The organism is Pseudomonas sp. NFX5, assembly GCF_049132125.1.
GTDB classification, from domain to species: Bacteria; Pseudomonadota; Gammaproteobacteria; order Pseudomonadales; family Pseudomonadaceae; genus Aquipseudomonas; species Aquipseudomonas marginalis.
Genome location: NZ_JAFMZG010000007.1, coordinates 110,554 through 127,807, shown reverse-complemented (window position 1 = coordinate 127,807; position 17,254 = coordinate 110,554). Strand labels below are relative to the sequence as shown.

Genomic DNA, 17,254 nt, shown 5'->3' with positions numbered 1-17,254 from the left:
GGGGCGAAAACAGTTGATCCGAATTTCTCACGGGGCAAGTTCGGCGTAGTTGGTTGCCCGCAGGCCGTACTCTGGACTGCATCGCAACCACCTTCCGGTTGCCGGACTCACGATGGGAAATGCCATGAATAGCAAAGTCGACGAAACCCCTCATTTGCTCCGTCAGCGCGAGCAGTTCGTGCCCCGTGGCCTGGTGACCGCGCACCCGCTGGTGATCGACCGCGCCCAGGGCGCCGAATTGTGGGACGTGGATGGCAAGCGTTACCTGGACTTCGTCGGCGGTATCGGTGTGCTCAACATCGGCCATAACCACCCCAAGGTGGTCGCCGCCGTGCAGGCCCAGTTGCAGAAGGTTTCCCATGCCTGCTTCCAGGTGGTGGCCTACCAGCCTTACCTCGACCTGGCCCAGCGCCTGTGTGAAATGATCGGCGGCCAGGAAGCCTATAAAGCGGCGTTTTTCACCTCCGGCGCCGAGGCGGTGGAAAATGCGGTGAAGATCGCCCGCGCCCATACCAATCGCTCGGCGGTCATCGCCTTCCGTGGCGGTTTCCACGGGCGCACATTGCTGGGCACCACGCTCACCGGCATGAGCCAGCCCTACAAGCAGAACTTCGGGCCGTTTGCGCCGGAGGTGTTCCACACCCCGTACCCGAATGCTTATCGCGGCGTGACCAGCGACATCGCGCTCAAGGCCCTGGATGAGTTGCTGGCGACCCAGGTAGCGCCGGAACGGGTGGCCGCGATCATCATCGAACCGGTGCAGGGCGATGGCGGTTTCCTCACTGCGCCCCCTGAGTTTCTCCAGGCGTTGCGGGCGTTGGCCGACAAGCATGGCATCGTGTTGATCCTCGACGAGATCCAGACCGGCTTCGGTCGCACCGGCACCTGGTTCGGTTTCCAGCACGCGGGTATCCAGCCCGACCTGGTCACCGTGGCCAAGAGCCTGGCCGGCGGCTTGCCGTTGTCCGGCGTGGTCGGCAAGGCGCACATCATGGATGCACCGCTGCCCGGCGGGCTGGGCGGCACCTACGGTGGTAATGCGCTGGCCTGTGCGGCGGCGCTGGCGGTGATCGATGCGTTCGAGCAGGAGCAGTTGCTGGCGCGCAGCCAAGTACTGGGCGAGCGCCTGCGCCAGGGGTTGCTCGGTTTGCAGGCGCGCTGCTCGCGCATCGGCGATGTGCGCGGCACCGGCTTTATGCTGGCGATGGAGTTGATCAAGGATGACCCGGCCCGCACCCCGGATGCCGATCTCAATCAACGCTTGATCGATGCAGCCCGGGCCGGTGGTTTGCTGGTGATCAAGTGCGGGGTACATCGCAATGTGCTGCGCTTCCTCGCGCCGTTGGTGACCAGCGAAGCCCAGGTCGACGAAGCGCTGGAAATCCTCGACGGCGCCTTGGCACGGGTCTTGAACTGAGGCTGTGCCCGCTACGGGCCAACTGCGGCATTGGAGGCTTGACCCCACATGGGACTGACAGATTATCGAGCGTTGCTGATCGATTGCGATGAAGTGCTGGTGGATCGCGATTCAGGGGTGTGGGCGGCGTTGCAGCCGCTGCTCGACAGCCGTGGCGGGCAGCCGGCCAAGGATCAGGTGCTGGCCGAATTCAACACGCAGGTTGCCAGGCTCTACCCGCGTTTCGCCGAGCTGGGCTTCAGTGGCGTGTTGTGTTTTGCCCATCGCCAACTGGCCGAAAGTTGGGGGCTGCACGCCAGTTGGGAGGAGGGCATGAGCTTTGCTCGTTCGGCGGGCAATTGGTCGTTGTTCGAGGATGCGCCGGGGGCGATGCTGTACCTGCGCAAGTTCTACCGCTTGCTGGTGCGTGGCGACCGTGATGCCGAGGACCGCGGGGTGTTGTGCGAGCGATTGGGGATTGCACCGGAAGATTTCATTTCCCTCGCCGAAGACCCGCAATGGCTCACGGACCGAGGCGCGCAGCTGCAACCGGTGCTGCATGTGACGCGACCGTCGGTCGGCACACACGGGGCGCTGGACCGCTGTTTGATCGGCCGCCACCGGGCGCGGCAGCCTTCGCCTTGTGCGGCGGAGTACTGCATCAACAGCATGGCGGATCTGGTGGCGCAGCATCAGCTGTCTTTACGGCGCTGATTTTGCTAGAAGATTGTCTTACAAACGGCAGTCAAGAGGTACGTGATGGAAGGGCAAGTCAAGCTGGACCGGATCGACATCAGTATTCTGGTTGAACTGCAAAAAGACGGGCGGATGACCAATGTCAGCCTCGCCGATGCCGTGGGCCTGTCCGCCAGCCCCTGCCTGCAACGGGTCAAGCGGCTTGAATCGGCCGGGTATATTTCCAGCTACAAGGCGCACTTGAACCTGGCCAAGATCACCGATTCGGTGACGGTGTTTACCGAGATCACCCTCAGCGACCATAAACGTGAAGACTTCGCCAAGTTCGAATCGAATATCCGCCTGGTGGACGAGGTACTCGAGTGCCACCTGATCAGCGGTGGCTACGACTATCTGGTGCGTTTCATGACCCGCAGCATCCAGCACTACCAGGAAGTGGTCGAGAGCCTGTTGGATAAGAACATTGGCATCTCCAAGTACTTCAGCTACATCGTGATCAAGTCACCGGTGCTCAAGGATGGCGTGCCGTTGCGCAAGTTGCTGCGGCACTGAAATCCGCGCGCTTTCCTGTGGGAGGGGGCTTGAACCTGATGGCGGCCTGACAGCCGACCAGGATGTTGGCGTGGAATGAGTACATATCCGTTGCTGCGGTAACGGCCACTTAGGGTTTCGCTCTTACAGCGACTCACTTTTGGAGAGGCCCAAAAGTAAGCAAAAGGCCTTCGCCCCACCACTCGGCACCTCGCCCAGGCTCGGTGTGCCCGTAATCCGACAGTGATTTGGGGGGCCGCCGCCACGCGCCATCCATGGCGCGGGGCGGCTAAACCGGCATCCCTGCCGGTTTACCCCCCAAATCACTGTCGAATTCCGGCCAGCGTGGTTTAACGGGGCGCCTGAGATCAAGATCAAGATCAAGATCAAGATCAAGGGCGGCTCGCTTCGCATCGTGGTTACTGTTGGTGGCTACAACGTTGTAGATAGCTATGCCCCTGATGGCGGTCTTTCAGCTGACCCCGCTTTAGGGGGTGAACCGGTTCAAATGTGGGAGCTGGCTTGCCTGCGATGCAGGCACCTCGGTACATCAGGTACACAGCTTTGCGCAGGGCGTGGGAACGATCAAAGCTCACTGCTTTTGCACCTCAATTGGACACGCCCCCCCGTAGTCTCGGCTAAACGCCTCATCTCGACGCAACCCGCATAAAACACTTTTTTGGGCCCTTAAACAGTGGTCTGCGCCGATCCGTGGGTGCAATTCGGCGAAAAACGCAAAAGGGCCTGCGCTGTAATGCTCGCAGAGTGAGGGAGCGCAGGGTTGTGCGGTGTTTTCCAGCCGCGACAGCCGTGGGTTGAACACCACCAATCGGAGCGAAAAAAATGCGAATGAGCAACGCAAAAGCACTGTTGGGTTATGGGGCGTTCATGTTGGCAACCGCCAGCGAGGCGCATCAGATTTGGTACGAACAACTTCCCGGTCAGCCCTTGGCCTTGTACTACGGGGAATATGACAAGAACGTGCTGGAGGTCACGCCGGGGGGAATGGACCGGTTCAGGCAACTGCGGGCGTGGTCGATGGCCGACCGGTCGGCACCGCTGCAACTGAGCCTGCAGCGCCAGGCGTTCCTGCTGGCGGAGCAGCCCGGGCAAGAGGATTCGCTGCTGGCCCAAGACCTGCACTATCCGATGTTCGATGTGCAGGAAGGCGGCAAGACCTTGAAAGCCGCCTGGACCCCGGCCACGCGTTGGGTCGGTGACCTGCGGGCCCGTAGCCCGGAGCTGACCCTGGATATCGTCCCCACCGGCGTTGCCGATGCGGGCCGTGCGCAGTTCCGGGTGTTCTACGCGGGCAAGCCGCTGACGGGCCAGGAGGTTCTGCTGGAAACCGCCTCCGGTGAAGTCTTCAAGCAGCGCAGCGATGCCGCCGGCAACGTCAGCTTCGCGCTGCCCTGGCAGGGCACTTACGTGGTGGCCGTCGAGTACCAGGACAACAGCCCTGGCGAGCGTCTTGATCCGGCGGGCAAGCCCGAGCGGTTTGACGTCAAACGCTTCAGTTCGACGTTGTCGTTCCACCGCCGGCAAGGCCAGGCGCCGTTACCTCGCGCGCCGTCGCAACTGCCGGCATCGGAAGTCGCCAGGCTGAAAAAGTCAGCCTGATTCATTGCCTCCTTCATGAGTGATTGATATGACCCTTTCTTCAGGATTGGCCGGTCAGGCGGGCACTGTTGCGCCGACGCTTGCCCGCACGAACGTCACGACGGCCACACGCATGCTGGCTATCGATGCGCTGCGTGGTTTTGTGATGCTGTTGATGCTCATCGACCATGTGCGCGAAACCTTCTTGCTGCACCGGCAGGTCACCGACCCGATCGACGCCTTGAGTGTCACCCCGGACCTGTATTTCACCCGTATGCTCAGCGAGATCTGCGCCCCGGCGTTTATCTTCCTGACGGGCTTGTCGGCCTGGCTCTACAGCCAGAAACACAGCGCCCGCGAAACCTCGGTGTTTTTGCTCAAGCGCGGGCTGTTCCTGGTGTTCCTGGAAATCACCTTCGTGTGCTTTGCCTGGAATGCCGAATTCCCACCCAAGACGTTGTGGCTGCAAGTGATCTGGTGTATCGGCCTGTGCATGATCGTGCTCGCCGGTTTGCTGCACTTCAAGCGCGCCTGGCTGATCGTGCTGGGGGTGGCGATTGTCGCCGGGCATAACCTGCTCGACGGCGTGACCGTCGGGCCGGAGTCGCCGTTCTTCGTGCCCTGGTCGATCCTGCATCAGCGGGTGTTTATCGACATTACCGAATTCACCCGCGCCCGCACGACGTACCCGATATTGCCGTGGATCGGTGTGATCCTGCTGGGCTGGGGCATCGGCCCGTGGTTTGGCAAGGCAATGCCGTCGGCGGAGCGTATCTCGCGCCTGGTCAAGCTGGGTGCAGGCCTGCTGGTCGCGTTCGTGTTTATCCGCTACCTCAATGTGTATGGCGAGAAACCCTGGGTGCAGACCGGTGATGCGCTGCGCACCTTCATGAGCTTCATGAGCGCGAAGAAATACCCGCCGTCGCTGATGTTCCTGATGCCCACCCTGGGCCTGTCGCTGCTGCTGTTGGCGCTGTTCGAGAAGTGGCAGGCCCGCTGGGCCACTGCGACCTTGGCGATCTACGGTGGGGCGCCGATGTTTTTCTACTTGCTGCACCTGTACGTGCTCAAGGCCATGTACCTGGTCGCGCTGGCGATCTGGGGCGCCAACCAGGGCACCTACTACGGTTTTGACGACCTGCCCATGGTGTGGTTGTGGAGCGTGATACTCGGGGTGTTGCTGTTCTTCCCGACACGCTGGTTCGCCGACCTCAAGCAGCGTCGTCGCGACATCGCGATGCTCAAATACCTCTGACGGAACCAACGGTGTTCTGCGCCCTGCGGAACACCTTTGCCTGACACGTTCTGGAGTCAAACCGTGAAGATGCTATCGACCCGCACCCTGCTATTGGCATTGGGAGGGCAGAGCCTGCTCGCCTTCGCCGCCGAACAAGACACCGCCAACGGCTTTATCGAGGACAGCCAGTGGAACCTGCTCAACCGCAGTGTCTACGACCGCCGCGACTACCAGCATGGCGCCCTCAGCAACGGCGCACGCAACGCCTACAAACCTCGATCCCAGCGCAGCGACCTGGCGGAAGAATGGGCCTATGGCCTGATGGCTGACTACGCCTCGGGTTTCACCACCGGCACCCTGGGTTTTGGCCTGGATGCCCACGTTTATTCCGCCTGGCAATTGGACAGTGGCGGTGGGCGCGCCGGGAAGGCACGGCTATTGGCGGTGGACAATGACGGCCACCCCAAGGAGCAGTTCAGCCGCGGTGGCGCAGTTGCCAAACTGCGCGTTTCCTCAACCGAATTGCGCTACGGCGAGCAGCGGGTGAAAACCCCGGTGTTTGCCTCGTCCGACAGCCGCTTGCTGCCCGAAACCGCGACGGGATGGTGGCTGACCAGCCGCGAGTTGCCGGCCACCACCCTGTTCGCGGGGCACTTCAATGAGAGCACCGACCGCAACGCCAGCAGCCATGACCGAGGGTTTGTCGTCAACTATTCCAATGGCAGGCAAGGCGATCGCTTTGACCTGGTGGGCGTGCGCAATACGGCAATCAAGGGGCTGAGCGCCAGCGTGTTCAGCGCTGTCTATGAAGACACCTGGCGCCAGCATTACCTGGGGGCGGTCTACACCCGGCCGCTGTTTCCCGGCCAGGCACTGACCGTTGACCTGAACCTGTATCGCACCCAGGACACCGGCAAGGCGTTGTCCGGGCGCATCGATAACACCACATGGAGCCTGCTCTCGACCTATCGGTTCGGTGCCCACAGTGTGGGCGTGGGCTATCAGAAAGTCAGTGGCGACACGCCGTTCGACTACGTGACGCGCGGGGCGATTTACCTGAGCAACGCCGTGGCGTTGTCCGACTTCAACGCCCCACGGGAGGCCTCGTGGCAGGCCCGTTATGACCTGGACCTGGCGGCCCATGGCATGCCCGGCCTGAGCCTGGCGGCGTTGTATGTACGCGGCAGTGGCATCGACGGCCGCCACATGGATCCTCGCGGCGGCTACCAATGGCTCGGCTACGGTGATGGGGGCAGGCATTGGGAACGTGACCTGCAGGCACGCTACGTGGTGCAGTCCGGGGCCGCGAAAAACCTCGCCTTTACCCTGCGCCATGCCGTGCACCGGGGCAATGCGGCCCAGGCGGAACTGGATGCCAACCAGATCCGCCTGGCGGTCGAGTACCCGTTGGGCGGGCGCTTGCACTAGGTCGGCGTTACTCCTGCAACTGCAACGCCTGCTGCTTGAGCTGGCGTTTCTGCGCGAACGGCAGCTTTTCATCGTCCCCATAGGGCGCGCTGTACCAGTTGCCGTAAGTCGGGTTGGGCAGCAAAAACCAGCGCTGCCCGAGCCAGTTCACATAGGGTTCGACGGCCTTGCGCTGGGCCTCGAGGGTGTTGCGTTCGGCCTGGACGAAATCCCCCAGGGAATCACCGGCCATCAACAGCACGCGAGCCTGGCTGGCGACCCATTGGCGGCGGCAGTTCTTGCCGTAGCCGGCGCTTTCGCAGTGCCCGGTAGGCGTGCTGGCGGCGAGCACCTGTTGATTGCTCTCCACCGGAAAACCGCGCAGGCGCAGGTTGGCCACCGTGGCCGCGACCTGGCTGTGTTCGCGGTTGGTCAGGTAGTAAACCGTGATGCCTTTTTGCTTCGCCGCTTGCAGGAACGCCACGGCACCGGGAAGGGCCTGGGCCTTGGCCTGGTCGACCCAGGTGTTCCAGCGGTCGTAGCCATACACCTGGTTATGGATGACGTCGCGGGCATTGAGCGGCACGTTGTCCAGCAGGGTTTCGTCAATATCCACCACCACTGCCGGTGGCAGGCCGCTCAGGTTGCGGGGCGGGAAGGGCAACGCGTCCCAGCTGGGATCGGCCAGGGCCACGTCGAGCTGGCGGGTGGCGTTGGCGAACACCTGGCGATAGATCAACTCGTGTTCGATGGAGGTCTGGGTCCAGAGTACGGCGTCGAGCTGGTCGTTGGCCGGCGGCGTTTGTTGGCAGCCTGCCAGCAGGCACAGGCTGGCGAAGATCAGGGGTCGCATGCAGAGGTCTCGCAGGGAAAGGGCGCGTGGGCGGCACCTTAGCCTAATCCCGCGTGGATTCACCACATTGCGAAATGTTTCGCCGGATGCGAAACTGACGTAATTGTGAATACTTATCATCTAGCGCCAACCTTATCGCCGGCCCCGCGCATCCTGATCATCGAGGATGACGTGGAGCTGTGCACGCACCTGAGCAACCATTTGAGCCGTCGCGGCTTTGCCTTGAACAGTACCCAGTGCGGCGACCAGGGTTTGGACCTGGCGCTGCATTCGCCGGTGGAGCTGATCCTGCTGGACATCATGCTGCCCAATGAAAGCGGCCTGAATATCCTTGCACGCCTGCGGCATGCGCGCGGCACCCCGGTGATCCTGATGTCGGCGCTGGGCGCCGAGCAGGATCGCATCACCGGCTTCAGCCAGGGCGCCGATGACTACTTGCCCAAGCCGTTCAGCCTGGCGGAACTCGATGTGCGCATCGACGCCTTGCTGCGTCGCGTGGCGATTGATTGCGGGGTCGCGAAACCGCTCGCCCGGCATTCCACATCGGGACTGGACAGCGACGCACGCGATTTCACCTGTAACGGCCGCGCCGCCGGGCTGACGGCTTCGGAATTCCGTCTGTTGTGCACGCTGCACGCACACCGGGGCGAGACGCTGAGCAAGGCTTTCCTCTACCAACAGGTGCTGCATCGCCCCTACACCCGCCTGGACCGTGGCCTCGATGTGCATGTGTGCAACCTGCGCCGCAAGCTGGCGGCCATCGATGTGCAGGGTATTCGCATCGACGCGGTGCGCCATCAGGGCTACGTGCTGCTGTGCGACAGCGCCTGATGCCGCGCCGTCATCCGCTGCTGTGGAAAATGGCGGCGCTGCAAGTGTGCTTCTGCCTGCTGCTGGTGTGGCTGGTCTGGAGCTGGGGCTTGCAGGTGGAGCGCAACACCTACTTTCTGGAACAGCCGGATCGCATCGCGCTGGCTGCGTATGCCGCCGAGGCGGAACAGCTGGCGGCCCGCGGCGATGCCCAGGCGCTGGAGCGCTGGCGACTGGCGTTGCAGCAGCGCGAGCACACCTGGGTCGCGGTGCTGGATGACTACTTGCACAGTCTGGGCACCACGCCGCTGACGGCCGAACAGGTCGGCCACCTGACTTTCATGCGCAAGCTCAGTTGGCCGATGAGCAAGCGCCTGGACGATGAATTGCCCTACGTCAGCATCGCCTTCCCCCAGCACCCCGAGCGCGGTCGACTGGTGATGCAATTGCCGGAGCGCCTGTTGCCACCGGGCCTGACGCCCTGGACCCATGTGTTGAGCCACGGCGTGGTACCGGTGCTGTTGGCGCTGGGCCTGGGGTTGCTGCTGTATCGCCATTTGGTACAGCCGTTGAACGAACTGCGTGAGCGCGCCAACGCCTTGAGTGCCGGCGACCTCGAGCCCCTGGCCAGCAGCCGCGTGACCCAGCGCCCGGACGAATTGGGCGAGCTGGCACGCGCCTATGAACACATGGCGGGGCGCCTGCGCCAGAGCCTGCACCAGCAACGGCAATTGCTGCGCACCCTGTCCCATGAAATCCGCACACCGTTGGCACGCTTGAAGATCGCCAGTGAAAGCGGCCTGTCGCCGGCCCAGCTGGAGCAGCGCCTGGGACGGGAAGTGGAGGAGATGCGCCGGCTGGTGGACGACTCCCTCAACCTGGCCTGGCTCGACACCGAAAAACCGCGCCTGGAAGCTGAAACGGTGGTGGTGGCCTCGGTGTGGGAAGCGCTGGTGCAGGACGCGCATTTCGAAACCGGCTGGCCCCTGGATGCGCTGGTCTGCGAGCTGGACAGCGCCTGCCAGGTGCACGTGCACCTCAACAGCTTTGCCCAGGCCCTGGAAAATATCCTGCGCAATGCCATCCGCCACTCACCGCAACACGCCGTGGTGCGCTTGAGCGGCGAGCGTGACGGCGACAGCTGGTGGCTGGTGATCGAAGACCAGGGGCCGGGCGTGGCCGAAGGCGATCTTGAGCGCATCTTCGAAGCCTACCTGCGCCTGGATGGCACGGTGGGCAGCGGTTTCGGCCTGGGCCTGAGCATCGCCCGGCGCGCCATCGAACTGCAGCACGGCCGGCTGTGGGCCAGCCAGGGCACTCAAGGTCTGCGCATGAACCTGCGCCTGCCCGCGGCGAATGTTTAGAAAGTTAATGTTCTTTACTCGCAATTGCATCTGATTATCATCGGCGATCTTTGATGGCCCACCGCTATCGGTCGGGCTGACGTTTGGAGATCCGCGCATGTTCCGCTTGTCCCTGCTTGCCGTGAGTATTTGCAGCCTGTTGCCCGCCAGCAGTTTCGCGGTTGAAACCGAAGCCCCCGCGCAGATGGAGCTGCCGACCCAGACGGTACTGGGCACCGCACAGGAAGAGATCAAGCAGATGCCCGGCGTGTCGATCATCACCGCCGAAGACATCAAGAAACGCCCCCCGGCCAATGACCTCTCGGAGATCATCCGCACCATGCCTGGCGTCAACCTCACCGGTAACTCCAGCAGCGGCCAGCGCGGCAACAACCGCCAGATCGACATCCGCGGCATGGGCCCGGAAAACACCCTGATCCTGGTGGACGGCAAGCCGGTCAGCAGCCGTAACTCGGTGCGTTACGGCTGGCGTGGCGAGCGCGACAGCCGTGGTGACAGCAACTGGGTGCCGGCTGACCAGATCGAGCGCATCGAAGTCATCCGTGGTCCGGCGGCGGCGCGTTACGGCAACGGCGCGGCAGGCGGCGTGGTGAATATCATCACCCGGCAACCGGGCAGCGAAACCCACGGCTCGGCGACGATCTACCACAACTTCGCCCAGCACACGGCCGAGGGTGAGACCGAGCGCATGAACTTCGGCCTCAACGGCCCGCTGACCGACACCCTCAGCTACCGCGTGTACGGCAACATCGCCAAGACCAATGCCGACGATGCCGATATCAACAGCGGCCATGAGTCCGTGCGCACCGGTAACCAGGTCGGCACCTTGCCGGCGGGGCGCGAAGGTGTACGCAACAAGGACGTCAACGGGCTGCTGAGCTGGCAGTTCACCCCCGAGCAGACGCTCGACCTGGAAGCAGGGTTCAGCCGCCAGGGCAATATCTATACCGGCGATACCCAGAACACCAACAGCAATGCGAATGTGAAGAGCATGCTGGGCCATGAGACCAACATCCTCTACCGTGAAACCTATTCGGCCACCCACCGTGGCGAGTGGGATTTCGGCAGCAGCCTGGCCTACCTGCAATACGAAAAGACCCGCAACAGCCGCATCAACGAAGGCCTGGCGGGCGGCACCGAAGGCATCTTCGCCAACACCGATTTCTACACCACTGTGCTGCGCGACCTGACCGCCCACGGCGAGGTCAACCTGCCGCTGCACGCCGGTTTCGAACAGGTGCTGACCCTGGGCACCGAGTGGGTCGAGTCGCGGCTCGACGACCCGAGCGCCAACACCCAGACCACCACTGCCGGCGGCAGTGTCGCAGGGCTGACCAGCACCAACCGCAGCAGTACCTCGTCGTCACGCATCTTCTCGGTGTTCGCCGAAGACAATATCGAGCTGCGCCCCGGTACGCGCCTGACGCCGGGCCTGCGCCTGGACCACCACGACATTGTCGGCGACAACTGGAGCCCCTCGCTGAACCTGTCCCAGGTGCTCACCGACACGCTGACCTTGAAGGCCGGCATTGCCCGTTCGTACAAGGCGCCGAACCTCTACCAGCTCAACCCCAACTACCTGCTGTACAGCAATGGCCAGGGTTGCTATGGCTCGACCAAGAGCTGCTACCTGCAAGGCAATGCCGATCTCGAGGCCGAAACCAGCGTCAACAAGGAGCTGGGGATCGAGTACCGCAATACTGCCGGGGTGGTCGCCGGCCTGACGTATTTTCGCAACGACTACAAGAACAAGATCGAGTCCGGCCTGACGCCGGTGGGCACCGCTTCGGGCGGTTCTGGCACCACGGCCAACGCCAATATTTTCCAATGGGAAAACGTCCCCAAGGCACTGGTTGAAGGGCTCGAAGGCAACCTCACGTTGCCGTTGGCCGAGTCGCTGACCTGGACCAACAACTTCACCTACATGCTGCAATCGAAAAACAAACAGACCGGCGATGTGCTCTCGGTCACGCCCAAGTACACCCTCAACTCCATGCTCGATTGGCAAGCCACCGAGGCCCTGTCCCTGCAGGCCAGCGTGGCCTGGTACGGCAAGCAGACCCCGAAAAAGTACGATTACCACGGCAACCGTGTCACCGGCACCGGCAACAATCAACTGTCGCCCTATGCCATTGCCGGTGTGAGCGGCACCTACGCCATCAGCCAGCATCTGAGCGTTACCGCTGGCGTCGATAACGTTTTCGACAAACGCCTGTGGCGCGAGGGCAACGCCCAGGGGGTGAACAACATCGAAGGCGCGGGGGCGGCGACCTATAACCAGTCCGGCCGCACCCTGTACACCAGCCTGACGGCGTCGTTCTGATGGGGCGCGCGATCTTCCTCGCCTTGCTTGTCACCCAGGGCGCCCATGCCAGGCCGGCACCGGACCAGTTGATGGACGCGCCGGTATTGCGCGAAGCCAGCGCCTACCGTTTCAGCACCCTGGAACTGGACTCCGCCGATGGTGCGCGGCACTACCGCATCTGGCTGGGGCAACCGCCCAAGGTCAGTGCCGCCAACCCTGTGGCGTACCTGTTGGATGGCAACGCGGCGATGGCGGCACTGGATACCGAGCTGTTGAATCGCCTGTCCCACCACCCGACGCCACCGGTGCTGGTGGCGGTGGGGTACGCCACGCCACTGCGCATCGAACGCAATGCCCGCACCTTCGATTACACACCGCAGGTGGGCGAAGGCATGCAACGCGACCCACTGACGAATGTGCCCAGCGGTGGGGCCGATCAGTTCCTCGACCTGCTCACCCGGCAGATCCGGCCCTTGATCAACCAGCGCCTCGCCGTGCAGCCTGCGCGCCAAGTGCTGTGGGGGCATTCCTATGGTGGGCTGCTGGTGCTGCACACCCTGCTGACACGCCCGCAGGCCTTTGATGAGTATGCCGCCGCCAGCCCCTCGCTGTGGTGGAACAGTGGGGTGATCGAGGCCGAAGGGCTGGGCTTGCAACAACGGCTGCAGGGCCGGCGGCCGAGGCTGTTGCTGATGCGTGGCGACGCAGAACCCGCCGGCCCGACGAGGTCGGCCACGCCGCAGGATGATGCCGCGGCCAAGCGATTGCTGGTCAGGCTGCAAAGTGTCGAGGGGCTGACTACCCGCTACCAGACCTTTCCCGGCCTTGGCCATGGCCCGATGTTACCCGCGTCGTTGCGCTATACCCTCGAACACCTGTAGGCGTCATCAATCGGGTTGGCACACCAACGGCTGTCGCTCGTAGTTCAACGCCTTGTTCTGTGGCGCCAGCACATAGCTCGCACGGCAACGCTGTTCGCCCCACTTGATGGTCAGGGTGCCCCGGTCCTGCTCAACCAGCGCCAGGGCATTGCCGTTCGGGTCGGCAATTGCCAGTTGCTTGCCGTTGGCATCTTCCAATGAGGTACCAAACGACAGCGGCTTTCGTTGCGCATCAAACAACTCGAACAACACTCGCCGTCCGGTGGTGCCACTGTAATGCGCGACGACCACGGCCCCCCGGCGCGGTACCAGTTGCTGGGTGGCGTTGGTGATCTCCACGTTGCCCCCCAGGTCGCGGGTGTCGAGGCTGATCCAGTTCACCCGATAAGGTTGCGCCGTCGGGATCACCGCATAGCCGTTGGATCCGGTTTCCACACCGCTGTAACTGCTGATCTTCGCCCCGGAGATGCCCGGCACTTGAGCCAGCGCGAAGGTCTCGCTGACCGTTTGCCCCAGGTTGATACCGCCGGCATGGGCCACCACCGAACCTGCGAGGTTGACGTTCTGCGAGGTGTAGCCCTGGCCCTGGCTGTAGCCGAGGCTGACGTCGGCCACGGCGGTACGGCTGTTGATATTCACCGAGCCGGAATCGCCGCTGGTATCGCTGTGGCCCGCCTGCACCGAATAGAACGTGTCGCTGGTGTCGGCGACATAGCCGTTGATCCCCGCCTGGGTGGTGGTGTCGCCGTGTTGCCGGCTGGTGGTGACAAAGGCGCGTGGCGCGCGCGCTTGGCTGCCCAGCGGGAATGAGACGGACAGGTTCAACTGCGTGTCGCTGCTGGGTTCGCCCCAGGTGACGATCTGCTTGGTGCGTGTCACGCCCAGGTTGTAGCTCAGGTCGCCCCAGTGGCTGGTGTAGCCGGCGGAAAAACTCTGCGAGCCGCCGCGATTCCAGTAGCGCTGGTCGCTGGCATTCACGTACAGGCTGCCGAACGCACTGTTGCGTCCCAGGCTCTGGTTGATGGTCAGGTCGGTGCGGGTTTTTGAATGCCCGGTGCGAACGCGCACGTCTTCGCTGAGGTCCTCCACGTGGTCGGTGAGGGTGCGGTAGCCCTCGGTGGAGTAGCGGTAGGCGGCCAGGGTGAAGTTGGTGTCGGTGCCGGCGAAGGTCTTGGCATATAGCGCACGCACGCTGCTGCCCTGGGTGGTTTGCCCGCGTGCCTTGCTGGACGAGTGGGTGGCGTCCAGGGAGAACGCGCCCAGCGAGGTGTTCTTGCCGGCGCCGACCGACACGGCGTTGTAGTCCTCGCTGGCCTGCAAACCGACGATGCCGCTGAGGTTGCTGGTCAAGCCGTACGCCAGCGTGCCACTGAGAAAACGCGGGGTCGCCAGGCCGTCGGCATTGCTCTTGAAGGTGCCCGCCGAAACGCTGTATTTGACCTGGCCTTCACGCACCATGATCGGCAGGCTGGAGAACGCCTGCATCGTCACGCGGCGGCTGCCGTCGGCTTCGGTCACGGTGATTTGCAGGTCGCCGTTGGAGCCGCTGGGGTAGATGTCGTTGATCTCGAACGGCCCTGGCGCGACGTTGGCGGTGTAGAGGATGTAGTCGTTCTGGCGAATTTCCACGGTCGCGTTGGTTTGCGCCACACCCCGGATCACGGGCGCATAGCCGCGTTCGCTGTCGGCGCGCATGCCTTCATCGGAGGCCAGTTTCAGGCCGCGATAGCGCACGCTGTCAAACAGGTCGGTGTCGGAGAAAATTTCACCGGCGCTGAACTGACCCTTGATCGCCGTCACATCATGCTGCAGGTAGGTGCGGTTGCTGGTGTAGGTGTTCGAGCGCCCGGTACCGCCACTCAGGTTCGATTCGTTGCGCAGACGCCAGGCGCCGAGGTTGATGCCGTTGCGCAGGCCGAGGTTATTGGCGATGCGGGTGTCGTAGTCGCCCGCAGTACGACTGCTGTTGAGCTGGTAGTTGATGAAGGCGGCGGTGACGCCTTCGTCCCACAGCTGCGGGTCGACATAGCCGCGCAAGCCACGTTGCATGGCCACTTGCGGAATGCTCGCCAGCAGGCGCAGGCGGCTGCTGTCATAGCGCACGTTGGCCTCTTCGATTATCTCGGCCAGGGCGTAGCAGTCCTGCGGGTGCTGCGGGTCGAGTTTGCCCTCGGCCTGCAAGCGGGCCAGGTCGATGCCCAATTGCTTGAGCAGGTCGAGGTTCAGGCAGGCTTCGACGCGACCGTTGTGGGGGTTGCGCTTGAAGTCGATATCGCGCCGGCCCACCAGCACCTCGTTGCTGTACAGGTCGACGCGGTAATTGCCCGGCAACACGCTGTTCGCGGAGAGCAACTGCTGCAGGTCTACGGTGGACTGTGCACCTTGCAGGAACGTGGTGTTGAAGCGCTCCGCAGGCTCATCGGCCATTGCCCAGGCCGGCAGGCTGGCGGCCATCGCGAGCGACAGTGTCTTCAACGTCAGTGCGCCGTGCGCGGGCCTGTTGCTGGAAAAAAAAGACATGCGAAGACCTGTGACATCCCGGGTTGGCGAACAGGCGGGCACGCAAACACGCACGCGAGGTGAGCCTGTGGATTAGAAAAGGGGCTTAGGGTTTGCGGCGTGATTCCGTGGCGTGCGCGGGGGCGGCAGCACCGACGGCCAGGGGCGCGGTGTACGCGTTCTGTGCACCGTAGTCATTGATGCTGGAAAACGACAACTGCACCGGCCCGCTGGCGGGCGTGGCGCCGAGGGGAAACTGTTTCTCCTCGCCGGGCGCGATCATGGTGGAGTCGCTGGCCAGTTGCGCCTGCACTTTGATGTCGGCCATGGACACGTGGTAGAGCGTCGGGTTTTTCACCCGCAGCAGGGTCTGTGCGCCATGTCTGACCAGGCGCCACTCGAGCTGCGCTGGGGCCTGCAACGCACTGCCTGCGAGGCCGGCAGGGCGGTAGAAAATCTTGATGCGTTGGCGGATCGCCAGTTGCAGGGTGTTCTCGGCCTCGCTGGCCTTGGGGATCTCCTGCACGTTGAGCCACACCACCGACTCGCGGTCCGTGGGCATGCCGGCGCCCTCATACAGGATGCGCAGCAGTTGCTGTTCCTTGGCGAACACCCGCGCCAATGGTGGGGTGACGGCAAACGGTGCGCGGCTGCCGCTGGCATCGTTCATGTCGACCCAGGATTGCACCAACACGTCCTGGTTACCGTTGCGCACGGTGATATTGGCTTCCCTGTGGGCGCCATCGAACACGATACGGGTGGCATTCAGTGAAATGCTGGCGGCGGCCTGGGTAGCCATAAGCATGCCCAGCAGCACCAGGCTCATGGCGATAGAACGAGGCGGCATGAGGGGTATCCGGTGTCATCAAAAAGGGAATGGCGAGGCCGCATGGCCTCGCGCGTTCGGTGCACGGGGCGCCGGGGTTATTCGTATTGCAGGATGAACGGCAGGGTTGCATCACCGCGACCGGCGGTGGACGCACCGGCGGCACCGGTGGTGACGTAGGCCGCCGCGAAGCTCAGGGTAGCGTCGCCGCCTTCAGTGCCTTGACCGTGCATGGTGCTTTCGATACGTGCGGTGGCTGGCGAGCTCAGATCGATCAGCGTGCCTTTGCTGTCCAGGAGGGCGATACCGACGTTTTGCGCGGTGGCCGAACCCGGGTTCAGGGCCAGTACGTTCTTGCCGGTCACCAGGCCCGAACCGCCGTTGTTGGCGTCAAAGATCATCGCCACCTTGGTGCCCTGGTTGCAGTTGACGTTCAGGTTGAAGTCTTTGGCGGTAACGCGACCTGCGGTTGGGTTTTCCGCGGTGCCCATGTCCTTGATCGAGACGTTGCCCATGTCGACCGAGATGGTGCGGTCGGAGTTGGCGCCGTCCACCGAGCAGGCGTCGTTGTTGATCACGCCGGTGAAGGTGATTTTGCCGCTGCCGCCCAGGGTAGGAGTAGGCGCTACCGTATCGTCGGCGAACGCACTGCCGGATGCGGCGATAATGGCCGAGGCGATAACAGCCAGGGAAAACTTCTTCATGATGATGTCCGTTAGTGTTAGTTGGAGAATGTAACTACTGAACTGCCAGGAAAGAGTAAAAGGCGAGGTCGTTGACCAGAATAAGACGATTCTTATAAGTCGAAACTCAGGCGCACTGGTTACGCGTCAAGAACAGGCGGGGAGTC

Annotated in this window: 14 protein-coding genes; 10 read left to right on the top strand and 4 right to left on the bottom strand. The window is 63.1% G+C overall.

Annotated features, from left to right (window positions below; all coding sequences use genetic code 11):
- Window positions 1–124 precede the first annotated feature (124 nt).
- The 6 genes from gabT to J1N02_RS03030 all read left to right on the top strand — a co-directional run bounded on the left by gabT (window position 125) and on the right by J1N02_RS03030 (window position 6,887).
- The gene (gabT, locus tag J1N02_RS03055) at window positions 125–1,417 is read left to right on the top strand and encodes a 4-aminobutyrate--2-oxoglutarate transaminase (RefSeq protein WP_065940269.1); all 1,293 of its coding nucleotides are present in this window, start codon (window positions 125–127) and stop codon (window positions 1,415–1,417) included.
- 48 nt (window positions 1,418–1,465) lie between these two features.
- The gene (locus J1N02_RS03050) at window positions 1,466–2,110 is read left to right on the top strand and encodes a 2-haloalkanoic acid dehalogenase (protein WP_092354767.1); all 645 of its coding nucleotides are present in this window, start codon (window positions 1,466–1,468) and stop codon (window positions 2,108–2,110) included.
- 45 nt (window positions 2,111–2,155) lie between these two features.
- Window positions 2,156–2,644, top strand: coding sequence for an Lrp/AsnC family transcriptional regulator (locus J1N02_RS03045; RefSeq protein ID WP_010449292.1), 489 nt, complete (start codon window positions 2,156–2,158; stop codon window positions 2,642–2,644).
- A gap of 828 nt (window positions 2,645–3,472) precedes the next feature.
- Window positions 3,473–4,243, top strand: coding sequence for a DUF4198 domain-containing protein (locus J1N02_RS03040; protein ID WP_421147134.1), 771 nt, complete (start codon window positions 3,473–3,475; stop codon window positions 4,241–4,243).
- A gap of 28 nt (window positions 4,244–4,271) precedes the next feature.
- Window positions 4,272–5,477, top strand: coding sequence for a DUF1624 domain-containing protein (locus J1N02_RS03035; RefSeq protein ID WP_027607471.1), 1,206 nt, complete (start codon window positions 4,272–4,274; stop codon window positions 5,475–5,477).
- Between the two features lie 69 nt (window positions 5,478–5,546).
- Window positions 5,547–6,887 (top strand): OprD family porin, encoded by a 1,341-nt coding sequence (locus J1N02_RS03030; protein WP_421147143.1) that lies wholly within the window; start codon window positions 5,547–5,549, stop codon window positions 6,885–6,887.
- Window positions 6,888–6,894: 7 nt separating this feature from the next.
- Here the strand turns inward: J1N02_RS03030 and J1N02_RS03025 are convergent, their stop codons facing one another.
- A complete protein-coding gene (locus J1N02_RS03025) occupies window positions 6,895–7,719 on the bottom strand; it encodes a 5'-nucleotidase, lipoprotein e(P4) family (protein WP_421147133.1) in 825 nt (274 codons plus the stop codon).
- A gap of 105 nt (window positions 7,720–7,824) precedes the next feature.
- Here J1N02_RS03025 and J1N02_RS03020 point away from each other — a divergent pair, with 105 nt between their 5' ends.
- The 4 genes from J1N02_RS03020 to J1N02_RS03005 all read left to right on the top strand — a co-directional run bounded on the left by J1N02_RS03020 (window position 7,825) and on the right by J1N02_RS03005 (window position 13,079).
- Window positions 7,825–8,550, top strand: coding sequence for a response regulator transcription factor (locus J1N02_RS03020; protein ID WP_108574170.1), 726 nt, complete (start codon window positions 7,825–7,827; stop codon window positions 8,548–8,550).
- A complete protein-coding gene (locus J1N02_RS03015) occupies window positions 8,550–9,893 on the top strand; it encodes a HAMP domain-containing sensor histidine kinase (RefSeq protein ID WP_027607475.1) in 1,344 nt (447 codons plus the stop codon). The genes J1N02_RS03020 and J1N02_RS03015 overlap by 1 nt, the downstream gene beginning before the upstream one ends.
- A gap of 97 nt (window positions 9,894–9,990) precedes the next feature.
- Entirely contained in the window at window positions 9,991–12,216 is a 2,226-nt protein-coding gene (locus tag J1N02_RS03010; RefSeq protein ID WP_065940263.1) for a TonB-dependent siderophore receptor, read from the top strand.
- On the top strand, window positions 12,216–13,079 hold the full coding sequence (locus J1N02_RS03005; protein WP_043293750.1) for an alpha/beta hydrolase: 864 nt from the start codon (window positions 12,216–12,218) through the stop codon (window positions 13,077–13,079). The genes J1N02_RS03010 and J1N02_RS03005 overlap by 1 nt, the downstream gene beginning before the upstream one ends.
- Window positions 13,080–13,085: 6 nt before the next feature.
- On the opposite strand, the gene J1N02_RS03000 is transcribed toward J1N02_RS03005, so the two are convergent.
- The 3 genes from J1N02_RS03000 to J1N02_RS02990 all read right to left on the bottom strand — a co-directional run bounded on the left by J1N02_RS03000 (window position 13,086) and on the right by J1N02_RS02990 (window position 17,108).
- Window positions 13,086–15,599, bottom strand: a complete 2,514-nt coding sequence (locus J1N02_RS03000) for a fimbria/pilus outer membrane usher protein (RefSeq protein ID WP_169899037.1) — start codon at window positions 15,597–15,599, stop codon at window positions 13,086–13,088.
- Between the two features lie 85 nt (window positions 15,600–15,684).
- Complete coding sequence (locus J1N02_RS02995; RefSeq protein ID WP_169899035.1) at window positions 15,685–16,425, bottom strand: fimbrial biogenesis chaperone; 741 nt, start codon at window positions 16,423–16,425, stop codon at window positions 15,685–15,687.
- A gap of 77 nt (window positions 16,426–16,502) precedes the next feature.
- Window positions 16,503–17,108 (bottom strand): fimbrial protein, encoded by a 606-nt coding sequence (locus tag J1N02_RS02990; protein ID WP_027607480.1) that lies wholly within the window; start codon window positions 17,106–17,108, stop codon window positions 16,503–16,505.
- Window positions 17,109–17,254: the final 146 nt, after the last annotated feature.